Source organism: Herpetosiphon gulosus (assembly GCF_039545135.1).
GTDB classification, from domain to species: domain Bacteria; phylum Chloroflexota; class Chloroflexia; order Chloroflexales; family Herpetosiphonaceae; genus Herpetosiphon; species Herpetosiphon gulosus.
In genome coordinates, this window is record NZ_BAABRU010000019.1 from 66,560 (window position 1) to 78,513 (window position 11,954).

Consider the following 11,954-nt stretch of genomic DNA (forward strand, 5'->3'; position numbering starts at 1 on the left):
GTCGAAAGCTTGAGCTTTAACCGCAAAGTTTCCCAAAGATGGAATTGGCTATCGGATGGTTTGGCATACCCCACCATGTTCCGATAGCCTAGAATCATCGTATTCTTCCGATCCCCAACCCCCAACAACCGATCCCCAACTTCTATGTTCTTTGCTCTATACGCTTAAACATCGGGTAATTGCTTATCGTTGACCACCAGTGCGGCGGCGACAAGACTAGCCAGCACCTCAACTTTTTGCTGCACCTCAGGACTGAACGGCACAATCGTATGTTGCGCACGATCAATACAGTTGATCAATTGCAAAACGCCGATCACCTCGGTCGTACTATCTTTGAGCGGCACAGTCAGCAACGACATCGAATGATAGTTCATGGCCATATCAAAGGCCTGTGGGCCAGAAAAATCATATGAATCGCTGCCATACACATCGATCACATTATGCGAAACCCCACGATGCACCGTGGCCGCAGTAATCGTGCGCACAATCGGCTGGTCTTGATTATCGTACAACGCCAAAGCCGGAATTGGCAAATGCTGATCGAAAGCACTCAAATTAATTTTCAATGAATCAGTTTGCATGGTAACTGGACGCAGGGTTTGGGTCGAGGTACGCAAATACAAGGTACAGGCATCTGCCGAGGCTAGTTGTTTGGCGGTTGTCACAATTGTCTGAAACAAATGCTCAACATCATCTTCGCTGACCAACTGCACACCCAAGGGCAAAATCGAGTCGATCAACTGGGCGGTATGTGAGGAATATTGATCTTGTGCCGCTAACAAGGCCGCTTTGGCTTGGCTAATTTGCTCGTTCAACAAAGGATGATCGCGCACCACAGGTAGGATCGTGCGGTTCAGATGTTGGGCAATTTGGCGATAGAGCCAAGTGCTAAGCATAAGCCAAATCAGCGACCAAGCGGCAAATAAGAGCACAACGATTAATGAAAATGGCTGTCTGGCTGTACCAACCCACAATAAAAAGCCCACACCGACCAATAAAACTAAGGCCGAGCCAAGCCACAGCCAGCGCAAACGTTTGATTACCGTCAAGGCCACTTCAGTTTCAGACGGATTTGGCATACATATTCTCGCACTAAGAGTATCCCGATCATATCATGCCTTGTGGAATCAAGCCATAGAGCAATAATCCAATTGTCCAGGTGTGCTCAATTGACTTGATCGGTAACCATATTTCTCCACCCTTCCGTCCCTCCGCTGGAGGGAAACGCAGGGTGTTTTCATTCCCCTGCCCCCCCTAAATGACATGAAGTGGTTGGCAATCGTTGTTTGATGAACTTAAAATCTATGAATTGTTATGGATGGCCTTCGTGCTGCTGTTCCCTAAACCCTGACTGCTGGCTCCTAATTTCTCGTCCCTGCATGCTCATCATAGGTGAAGCCTTTGCTACTTGCACTTTTGGCACTTTTCTCGTTAAATAGAGCCAACATGTTAACGTTTACAAGGAGTAATCATGACAACACCGCGTCCTGTGTTGTTAGCCATAATGGATGGTTGGGGTTTGGCTCCGGCTGGCCCTGGCAACGGCGTTAGTTTAGCCAACACCCCCAATGTTGATCATTGGATGGCGACCTGCCCAACCACCCAACTGCATGCATCTGGCCTTGATGTCGGCTTGCCCGAAGGCCAAATTGGCAACAGCGAAGTCGGCCACTTGAATATCGGGGCAGGCTTGGTGGTCTATCAAGATTCCACTCGCATCAGCGAATCGATCAAATCTGGGGAGTTTTTTGAGAATCCAGCCTTTCTCGAAGCTGTTCAAATCGTCAAAGAACGTGGCACGAATATGCACTTGATCGGCCTGATTGGCCGTGGTGGTGTGCATGCCTATGATATTCACCTTGCAGGGTTGTTGCAATTGATGGCCCAGCAAGGGGTCAATCGCACCTATATTCATGCCTTTATGGATGGCCGCGATACCTTGCCGCAAAGTGGCCTTGGCTATATGCAAGAGTTGCAACGCACGATCGCCCAAATCGGCGTAGGCCAAGTGGCGAGCGTGATTGGCCGCTATTATGCCATGGATCGCGATAAGCGCTGGGAGCGCGTTGGTGCTGCCTATGCTGCCATGGTCGAAGGCGTAGGCCACACTGCCAGCGATCCAATTAACGCGATCGAGCAATCGTATTTGCGCGATGCTCGCGGTGATGAGTTTATCGAAGCAACGGTGATCACCGATAGCGCAGGCGTGGCCTTACCACGGATCAGCGCTGGCGATGTGGTGATTTGTTTCAATTTCCGCGCCGATCGGGTTCGCCAAATTACGCGGGCCTTGATGCAGCCCGATTTCAACACGATGGTGCAAGAATGGTATGCCAACCAAGCAGAACAAGGCTTGCAACTGCCGACCACGATTTGGCAACGGCCTGAGCAAGTGCCAAATTTACATTATGTCACCATGACTCAATATGATGCGACCTTCCCATATGCAATTGCCTATCCGCCGCATTACATCACTGAGCCGTTGGCCAAAGTGATCGCCGATGCTGGCAAGCGCCAATATCATAGCGCTGAAACCGAAAAATACCCGCACGTCACCTTCTTCTTGAATGGGCGGCGTGAGGAGCCGTTTGCTGGCGAGGATCGGGTGATGGCATCCTCGCCCAAAGTTGCCACCTACGATCTTCAGCCTGAAATGAGCGCCGAAGAAGTTGCCGCCAAATTACTCGATGCGGTCAACAGCCAAGTCTACGATTTCTTAGTGGTCAACTTTGCCAACCCAGATATGGTCGGCCATACTGGGGTAATTCCGGCGGTGGTCAAAGCCTGCGAAACGGTTGATCATTGCTTGGGCCAAGTTGTACCAGCAGTGGTTGCCCAAGGCGGCGTAGCCATCTTGATCGCCGATCATGGCAATGCTGAGCAGATGATCGATCCGCAAACAGGCGGCCCACATACTGCCCACACCACCAACCTTGTGCCATGCATTTTGGTCGCCGACCCCGCTACAGGTCTTACCCGCGAACACATTAGCCTGCGTGCTGGTGGCCGTTTGGCCGATCTGGCCCCAACCATCCTCGATTTGCTGGGCTTGCAAAAGGCCGAGGCCATGACCGGAACCAGCTTGATCGAAACCAAATAATTCCCCGATTTAGCCCGCTGACATTAATCGCGTCAGCGGGCTTTTTTTGCTCTCTCTAGATAGTTGATTAATCCTGCTCAGCTAAGGGATCGCGACCCCATGGGGATGAGCGGCAGTGGTATGCGGTCAGTATCCGATCCCACGGATGGGCGCGATCCTACAGTATTCACAGCGATGCCAGCCAGCATAATCCTTATTTGCGTGGTCTTTGACCCCATATCTGAATATCACACACTTCTAGATATAATAAAAACCGCTTTTTATTTTCATATATCAATAATATTAATTATAAAAATAATATCGATATTCATAGCAAAAAACCTTCACATCTTAGAGTGAAAGATATTATATTTCGACTAAAATACTTATCAAATTCTTAATTTAAAGTACTTTATTTAATAAAATAAAAAAGTATACTATTGTAATAATAAGCCGAGAAATTCTACTTCTATAGAAGAGTATTATAGACTGTGTGACGAATACTGCTTATGCGATGTTTGTTTATTCAAGGCTCATTAGTCACTTCATATGCAAACCTTGTACCGAAGGTATGCCCATCAGCCGGATGTCCGTCGAATTCATTTCGCCGTCATCAGAAGATCCAAAAAACAGTGTACGATGTACGCAATCCAACCGGACAGATTGCTGCAACCCTAACGTTATATCGCTACAAATGTACGCTTTGTGGTTCAACCTTTCGCACAACCCCGCTGACAATGGTACGAGGGGCCACATTAAGTCGTGGGTTATATCACCTCAGTGGAGTGCTTTTCCTGCTAGGGCTTAGCTATACCCAAGTTACAAAATTCTTAAGTTGCTATACGGTTAATATCTCGCGAGCTACTGTTCATATGGCGGTTCAACGCCTAACTCATAACCAAGCATACAGCCGTGCTCGAGTATTTACGAAGGTACGACGTGAAAATAATCAATGCCTATTGATGTTCGCACCAGCAGCTATCTGGGTTCCCTTAGAATTTATTCAAGAACATCATCAGTGGGCGTTTCGGATTAATCTGGCAACAATTCCAGCAGAATATTTTCCATTGCTTGAAAGTAGTTTAAATTCGCTAGAAACGATCAATTCTGCGGTAAAGCTTCGATTAATTCGTTAACAACGCTAGCTAACGATAGCTCATATGCGGAAACCATCCAATTTCATAATAGCTCGGAACCCGTAATCCCCAGTAGGCAATAAAAAATATGCCACCGACAATCACTGAGATTGCAGTAAAGCGGGTAATTCGGCTTGGGTTGGCACTGAGCCAGCGCTCAAAACGACCACCTGTCGCATACATAAGCCCCAACAAAACCAGAACCATAATTAAAATATTACTTAACCCTTGTAACGCTATTGCCAAGCCACCAAAGAATGGATCGCCAGCGACAATGGCATTACTGAAGGCTTTGCGAAACAATCCAAAGGGTCGGCCTATCGTAAAACAGCCGATGAGGAGGCCTAAACCAAAGGGCTTAAACCATGGATTGCGGGCAAATAGCTTAGCCAGCGGGTTTGGGAGAATCTGCAAGGTATGCAAACCCCACCAAACAAAAATAATCCCTAGGCCGACAAAAATAAGGCTTGATTGCGCTAAACGAATCGGGTAACCTTTACCAATTGGCAAGGTATCGTTATTAAGGATTGGCAGTTTTTCGCCAAGGAGGGTTCCAATGATCCCATAGCTTCCGCTGATCAGCAGAATACCCAAAGCCATCCAGCCTAAAGTTCGCCAAAGACTCATGGTGCTTTTGCCAGCTGTTAGTGGTGCAATGCAGCTAAATACGACACAGTTACAAGCGGTGAAGGTTGCAGCCAGACCTGCAGCAATCGAAAAGATTATTCCCGATAGTAAAGAGCTAGAATCCAAGACGAGTTCTTTGGCATCGGCTCCAACAATGGTATTGGCAATATTCGCCCCAAGTACATGGTCAGCCACCTCGAAGCTCCAGACAATCGCTAGTCCAAGCCCAACCAAGGCTGCGATTAGCACAATAATCCATGCTTGGCGCTGCGTTGTATCAGTGCTGCTACTAGCCGAACCTGCTACGGAGGTTGAATATGGTGTTTCTGTCATAGCTTTTCCTTTATGCGACAACCGACGTTGTGCGCTGAGCAACAGACAGGGTAAAGTTGCCACTCAGATCACAGTCGATCAGTAGTTCATCACCCGCCCGATATTTACCATGGAGCAATCCATTGCTGATTGGATCAACGATATGGGTTTGGATGAGGTGGCGTAAGCGTCGAACCCCACGCTCAAGATCGTAGCCATGATCCGTCAAATAGGTATGAGCATTTGAGGTTAGGTCGAGCCGAATTTCATGGGCTAGCACCATCTGGCGGACATCGTGTAAGAAAAGTCCCGCCAATACTTCAAGGTGTTCAGCTTGGAGCGGTTGAAAAAGAATTACATCATTCAGTCGATGGAGAAAATCGAGGCTCAGCGAGGCTTTGATTTTGTCAAGTGCTTGTTGTTTCAAGTGCTCATAGCGGGCTACTTGGTCAATTTCAGGGAGCTCAGCTCTAAAACCAAGCCCCGTTTGGCGCTTAAAGAGCTCAGTACCCACGTTTGCCGTACACAACAACAACACATTTCGAAAATCAACATAACGCCCACGCGCATCAGTTATAGAGCCTTCTTCGAGGATTTGAATGAATATATTGATCACATCAGGATGGGCATAATCAATATTATCAAGCAAGACAACGCTATACGGACGGCGACGAACGGATTCGGATAATTGACCGCCCTGATCATAGCCAATATAGCCAGGCGGAGCACCAATCAAGCGACTGACACTATGGGCCTCGGCATATTCGCTCATATCCATCCGGATAAGTGCCTTGTTACTGCCAAGCAGATATTCCGCCAAGACTTTGCTCAACTCGGTTTTGCCGACCCCTGACGGCCCTAAGAACAATAAAGCCCCGATCAGCTCTTGCTTCGTTTTAAGTCCGGCAAAAGCGCGTTGGATGGCTTTGGTTACCCCTCGAATTGCCTGGGCTTGACCAATCACCCGCTGACTAAGAATCTGCTCGATATCTTCGATACGGTTTAGGCCATCAGAAAAAAGTTGCGCTAAGGGTATCCCTGTTTGGATTGCAAGCACTTGCGCTACGTCGCGCCCACAAACAACAGTGGTAGGCGCTTCAGCACTGGAAGCCACATCGTCGGATACAAGTTGGCGTTGCCGATAATACCAAACTCGACTCGCCGCTTCATCCAATAGATCAATCGCCTTGCCAGGCAAATAGAGATCAGGAATATATTGGGCAGCCAGTCGTGCCGCAGTATACAAAGCCTCGTCGCTCAAGCTAAGCTCATGATGGGCTTCGTATTTCGGACGAATACCCTGTAAAATTGTTACCGTTTCCTCGATACCTGGCTCCTGCACGACAATTGGCTGAAATCGCCGTTTGAGAGCGCTATCTTTCTCGATATGCTGGCTATATTCATCAAAGGTTGTTGCCCCAATGACCCGCAATTTGCCACGAGCTAAAGCTGGCTTTAACATATTCGCTGCATCAACGGTATTTTCGCTTGCGCCAGCCCCAACGATCATATGTAATTCATCAATGAAAAGAATCGCATCGTGGTCGCTAATTTGGTCGATAACGCTTTTAAGGCGCTCCTCAAATTGCCCACGATAAATCGCTCCAGCCAAAAGTGAGCCAACATCAAGCGACCAAACCGAGGTTTTTTGAAACGATGGGATTGCACCATGAGCCAATTGCTGCGCTAAACCTTCAACAATTGCCGTCTTACCAACCCCTGGTTCACCAATTAATACAACGTTATTTTTGGTGCGTCGCCGTAAAATTTGGATGGTACGTTCAATCTCGGCGCTACGTCCAATCACAGGGTCTAGTCGGCCATTGCGGGCTTCTTCCGTCAGATTAATCCCTAATTTGGTTAGGAGTGAAGTATCGGCGGTATGATCAGGAGCTACCTCGGTGGATTTGGCATGCAAGGCTGCGTGCAAGCTATCGCAGACAATGCTGCCATGAAGGCCTAAACGTGCCAAAATATAGGGAACAAAGCCCTTAGCCTCGCGAGCTAAAGCTAAAAGGAGCTGTTCAGGGCCAATCTGCAGTTGATTGAGTTGATCAGCTTCACGTGCCGCAGTATCCAAAAGGGTTTTTGTATGAGGGGCCAGCGGGAGGTAGGCAGGAAGCAAGGTTTGTTCATCATGGGCATGCGGGGTAATCATGGTCTGAATAATCTGCCGAGTTTGGGGATAGAAAACCCCTAATTCGTGCAATATCTGCACCGCAAGACCCTCATTTTGCCGCAATAGCCCTAACAGCAAATGCTCTGGGCCTAAAAAACTATGGCTAAGACTCCGAGCTTCCTCTTGGGCCAACAACATAATATGCTGAATGTTGGGGTTAAGCCGTTCAAACGTATTCGCCATAATACCACCGCACACAAATCAAAGGCTACAAACGACGCTCAATCCTACGTGCTGGCTGTGTGGCGACCAACAATGCTGATGGTGAGCCAGCATGTAATCAATCCAAACAATCCAACGAGCAGCATAGCAGGGCGTAAGGCCGTAAATTCGGCAATCCAACCATAGATCAAAGGAGCGATCAGCAGTGCTCCATAGGCCGACATCATAATTGGCGCAGCGACAGCTCCACTATTATTGGGTGATAACGGAGCCGCAGCACTGAGCGCCGTTGGTTGAATACCAGCTACTGCCAAGCCCAAAATAATAAAAGCCACAATCGATACAGGAATCGTATTAAAGAGCAGCAAAAGCGCCGCCGCAATCAGCATCCCGATTCCAGAAATGAGCAAGGAAACCCGACTCCCCAAGCGAGCAACAATTGGTGCATTAATAAAACGACCAAGCAGCATTGCTCCATTAAACAAGGCAAAAACGGTTCCGCTAAGCGCAATTGAGGCTTCTAAACCAAGTAAATAAATGACTGTCCAAACGACAGCGATAGCTTCCGAGGCGCTGCCTAAAAAACAAATACTTGCGAGGGCAATAAACAAAGGTTTTTTGTGGAAGCTCCCGTCTGCTGGATCAGCTGATTCAGTTTGGGCTTGGCCGGCAGTTGGGTAGCGGGCTGGAAATGTCGCAAGGATAATCGGGGAACAACAAATCGCTGCCGAAGCTATGGCAACTGCTTGATACGACCAACCAGATTCGAGGGCAAATCCGGTGATAAACGCCCCTAACATAACCCCGCCGCTTGATAAGCCATGCATAACATTCAAAATATGCCGACCACTAGCCTGCTCAAAATCCATACTTGCACTATTGGTCGCCGCATCGAGCATGGCAAAGCCGGCTCCTGAAAGAATCAGGCCAAGGATTAAACCCCAAAGATTGCCAATTGTCGCAAACGCAAGCATGGCACTGACTAAAAGCAACAAACTCAAAATGGATTGCCATTTATTCCCAAGTCGCAGATAGAGCTTACTGTTAAACATTAATACCAGAAACCCTACGACCGGCAGGGCAAGCTGGACAGTCCCAAAAATACCCTCGGTCAAGGCCAGGGCAAGCATAACTTCGGCTAAGATCACACCCTGCACACCTAGTACCAGACCAAATGCAATGAACTGCCCAGCCAACAACGCTATCAGCAGGGTTGGCTTCCAAGCCTGTTTGGTGGCGGGGTTGGCTTCATGGACCATTGATTGACTCATATGCTCCTCACTTGTACACATACCATCAACAAGCAGATGTGGTTGGAGGCTGTAATCATGCCCCCAACCACATTTCGGCAGAAACTGTGCGCCTTATGCGCGAGGAATCCGTGGATCTTCGTCAGCAATGCCATCACAGTTCAGGTCAAGTTCGCCATTGATAGTGCCATGACAAGGAATCAAATTAACATTGAGTTTGCCATCGCCAGTTAGATCGCCGAGCTTACCACGGAAAGTTCCGTAGATCACGGTGTTAGCCATCTTGCCAACGACGGGATCAGCTGTGCTTACCAACTGAACGGTACCAGGGGCAATAATCCCCGTTTCAAGGTAGCGATTAAGATCAGTGTGGGCCCAGCCCCAGAAACGACCACGCACACTGCGCACAATCCCAACTTCGCGCAAGCGTTCGCCACGTGCACCCTCAAGTCCATCTGAGGCATGCATGTTCATTTCTTTGAGTTTGCCAGGGCGTAGGCGCTCGGTACCAGCAGCGCGAGCCAAAGATACCGGAGTAACAATCGGTGCCCCAACTTTAACTTTGCCCGATTGATAGAATGGGCGCATCGTGTTCGATTCATAGATGTGCTGGGTTACAGTATCAGTGATAGGGTAGGAAGCACCACGGAACATAAAGGTTTCATAGTGGTTGCTGCCATCTTCATGGTAGTTCAACAGTTCTTTCTCGATCACCAGATCGCTCATAAAGCTTGAGCTATTGGTACAAGCTAATACCCGACCAAGGATTGATGAAAACCATTGGGGTGAGAGCCGGGCCTGCACCCAACCCATGCCAGGAACATTCACATCAGCAAAGCCTGCAATTTGCAATGGCAAGGTTTGATCGAAGGTGCGATCATTTTCATATTGAACTTCGTTGTAGACCATCGGATATTCTTGGCCAGTTAACTCTTCGAGGAACAAGGTCGCCCAATCACGGACTTCGCTATGGGTATCGCTCAAGGCAGCAGTTAAAGCTGGTACGGCTGCATCTTCGCCAACCTTAACCATCAACCAGAGCAAATTCCAGCGTACTGATGGGTCACTTTCAATGTTAAGGTGATTGCTCAAAACAGCTAAAGCAGCCTTTTGATTACGATGGGCATATTCCCAGAGTGCGCGTTCGCGCTCCAAGGCACTTGGATGATCAGCAGCAGCCTTCAGCAGTTCAGCATCACTACGGGCATCAAAATTGGCCAAGTGGGAAACCGGAGGTGCGCCAAAGCGGAAGCGTTCCGCAATATCTTGGAAGGATTGATTAACGATCAGGTTGTTCAAATCCGACGTGTTTGATCCGGTTGCCATTTGTTGTTTCAACATCTGAGAACTCCTTAAGTTAGCCATTGAGAACCTATAGGCGGTTGGAGAATTCCCGTATTGCTGCTTGCGCCTACCTTAGTATGCGCTATCGATGCCTGATTGAGTTCTTCGATCTTTCGATCTTTTAAAGTTTTTTTACTTAACCCTCAGCTTGAATTGCTACGAGTTCGGCAGCTTCTGGAGGAACTGTTCCATAGGTGATACCGTGTTCAAGGTAAAATTTCAAAAGCGTGAGCGCCTCACCCCAGCCAGTAGCACAACCTAAACATGCTTGGAGTGATGAGGTCGTTCGCTTGTAGCCTTGTTCGACCAAATGGACCAACGTTCCAGTGCCAAGCGGATTTAATGTAAAGGCTACGGTCGTTGGCTCGCCGCTTGGTGACCACTGAAATACAAAGCGTTGGGCAGGTAAGGCCTCAAGTACCGGGCCGCCATCTTCGGCAGTCCAACGGCCAGCCCCAAAATTCTGCCAACGCAAGTGAATCTTGCCTCCAGGCCGAGGGTCAATTGTCGTTCCTTGGGTAAACCAAGCATCCCATCCTGCACCCGTTGTCAGGGCTTCATAGACCCGTGCGGGGACAACATTGATATAGGTCACAAGTTCAATTGGTGGTACTGACTGAGAACCAGCCATGATCAAATCCTCCCAAACCGCCCATGCAAGGCTTCATTTGCATAGACTTAGGCCACAACTTTAACGCTCTCGAGCGTATCAAAGCCGCGGAACATAAACTCAAGGTTATCCTGGTCAACTCCGGCATATACTTGAACAAATTGCTTAATATTGCCGTTGAAATCAAGCTGATACGCTCGTCCACGTAGCGTTTCAGCAACCCATAACGTATCGTCCTGCACTGAAATTCCCGAGCCAAGAAAGCCGGGCTGAGGATGCCAGATAATCCGATGCTGACTGCTACCGGCCTCCATCTGAAAAACCATACATTTTTCTTGGGTACCTTCGCTCATCGTGCCCGCGAATGAACCATCAGGTAGCCGTACAACCCCAACCAGCGAGGCATCAACCCCCGAGATTTCACCAACAACCTCTTTTGCGCCATTTCGGGTATTGATCCGAATAATCTGACCACCGCTAGCTTTACCATGAGGTTGACGGGTATTCGCAACCAACACATGATCTGGACCATCAACACTTAGCGTCGAGGGCTGATCAAGCTCATCGGCAAGCACTGAAATCATGCCAGTCTGAAGATTGATCGCGATGACCTTGCCATTGCCTTGCCAATTGTTAAAATCGCAGGCAAGCACTTGTGTATCATCAGGAGTGATCACTAAACCAGCCAAATCAAGCATCTGATCTTGGTAAGGCAGGCCTGAGACCTCGTCATAGGCAGTAAAAGCTCGCAGCAAATTGCCGCTTTGAGCATCAATCTCAAGCACGGCGCTGGTTCCAGCAACCCCAACGTGTGAGGCCGTAGGGCCACGCATGCCACTCATCGAAACATACACCCGACTGCGATCTGAATTGACCGCGACATCCCAAAGATGCGCCTGATAGGCACTAGAAATATCTAAATATGGGCGGCTTTGGCCATCACGGAGCAGCGAAATCCGATTGGAACGTTGATCGACGGCCAATACATCGCCTCGCTTAAGGGTCGTTGGGGCATGGGCCGTTACAATAAACATGGTATCGACAACCTTATGCAACGCTGGGAGTTGGGTCAAGCTATGCACATGGATCGCCGAAACAATTTGTTTTTGAATTGTGGCTAAGGCTTTTGAAGAGGCATCGGCGGTAAGGACGGAGATTGTGTACTGGTTTGTTTGGATATTCGGCAATCCGCGAATTGTTGGTGAGTCGTCGGCTGGTTCTAACAAGGCTTTTTCGGTTGCACTTGAGGTCATGG

8 protein-coding genes are annotated in these 11,954 nt (G+C 48.6%); 1 reads left to right on the forward strand and 7 read right to left on the reverse strand.

The annotated features are described in order from the left end of the window. Positions 1 to 164: 164 nt before the first annotated feature. A complete protein-coding gene (locus ABEB26_RS21400) occupies positions 165 to 1,079 on the reverse strand; it encodes a GAF domain-containing protein (RefSeq protein ID WP_345724115.1) in 915 nt (304 codons plus the stop codon). A 392-nt stretch (positions 1,080 to 1,471) separates the two neighbouring features. On the opposite strand from ABEB26_RS21400, the gene gpmI reads away from it, so the two are divergent. Then, the gene (gene gpmI, locus ABEB26_RS21405) at positions 1,472 to 3,100 is read left to right on the forward strand and encodes a 2,3-bisphosphoglycerate-independent phosphoglycerate mutase (protein ID WP_345724116.1); all 1,629 of its coding nucleotides are present in this window, start codon (positions 1,472 to 1,474) and stop codon (positions 3,098 to 3,100) included. 1,124 nt (positions 3,101 to 4,224) lie between these two features. Here gpmI and ABEB26_RS21410 read toward each other — a convergent pair. From ABEB26_RS21410 to ABEB26_RS21435, 6 genes are all read right to left on the reverse strand, one after another. Continuing rightward, positions 4,225 to 5,175, reverse strand: a complete 951-nt coding sequence (locus ABEB26_RS21410; protein ID WP_345724117.1) for a hypothetical protein — start codon at positions 5,173 to 5,175, stop codon at positions 4,225 to 4,227. Positions 5,176 to 5,185: 10 nt separating this feature from the next. Next, a complete protein-coding gene (locus ABEB26_RS21415; protein WP_345724118.1) occupies positions 5,186 to 7,516 on the reverse strand; it encodes an ATP-dependent Clp protease ATP-binding subunit in 2,331 nt (776 codons plus the stop codon). Between the two features lie 44 nt (positions 7,517 to 7,560). Further along, positions 7,561 to 8,766, reverse strand: coding sequence for an MFS transporter (locus ABEB26_RS21420; protein WP_345724119.1), 1,206 nt, complete (start codon positions 8,764 to 8,766; stop codon positions 7,561 to 7,563). Between the two features lie 93 nt (positions 8,767 to 8,859). Continuing rightward, positions 8,860 to 10,086: a HEAT repeat domain-containing protein gene (locus ABEB26_RS21425; RefSeq protein WP_345724120.1), complete on the reverse strand. Its 1,227-nt coding sequence runs from the start codon at positions 10,084 to 10,086 to the stop codon at positions 8,860 to 8,862. Between the two features lie 139 nt (positions 10,087 to 10,225). Next, the gene (locus ABEB26_RS21430; RefSeq protein ID WP_345724121.1) at positions 10,226 to 10,720 is read right to left on the reverse strand and encodes an SRPBCC family protein; all 495 of its coding nucleotides are present in this window, start codon (positions 10,718 to 10,720) and stop codon (positions 10,226 to 10,228) included. 47 nt (positions 10,721 to 10,767) lie between these two features. After that, positions 10,768 to 11,952 (reverse strand): NHL repeat-containing protein, encoded by a 1,185-nt coding sequence (locus ABEB26_RS21435; protein WP_345724122.1) that lies wholly within the window; start codon positions 11,950 to 11,952, stop codon positions 10,768 to 10,770. Between the last annotated feature and the right edge of the window lie 2 nt (positions 11,953 to 11,954).

Excerpts from the sequence above, each read along its gene's own strand:
- ABEB26_RS21400 (WP_345724115.1), bottom strand. The coding sequence starts at position 1,079 with ATGCCAAATCCGTCTGAAACTGAAGTGGCCTTGACGGTAATCAAACGT.
- gpmI (WP_345724116.1), top strand. The coding sequence starts at position 1,472 with ATGACAACACCGCGTCCTGTGTTGTTAGCCATAATGGATGGTTGGGGT.
- ABEB26_RS21410 (WP_345724117.1), bottom strand. The coding sequence starts at position 5,175 with ATGACAGAAACACCATATTCAACCTCCGTAGCAGGTTCGGCTAGTAGC.
- ABEB26_RS21415 (WP_345724118.1), bottom strand. The coding sequence starts at position 7,516 with ATGGCGAATACGTTTGAACGGCTTAACCCCAACATTCAGCATATTATG.
- ABEB26_RS21420 (WP_345724119.1), bottom strand. The coding sequence starts at position 8,766 with ATGAGTCAATCAATGGTCCATGAAGCCAACCCCGCCACCAAACAGGCT.
- ABEB26_RS21425 (WP_345724120.1), bottom strand. The coding sequence starts at position 10,086 with ATGTTGAAACAACAAATGGCAACCGGATCAAACACGTCGGATTTGAAC.
- ABEB26_RS21430 (WP_345724121.1), bottom strand. The coding sequence starts at position 10,720 with ATGGCTGGTTCTCAGTCAGTACCACCAATTGAACTTGTGACCTATATC.
- ABEB26_RS21435 (WP_345724122.1), bottom strand. The coding sequence starts at position 11,952 with ATGACCTCAAGTGCAACCGAAAAAGCCTTGTTAGAACCAGCCGACGAC.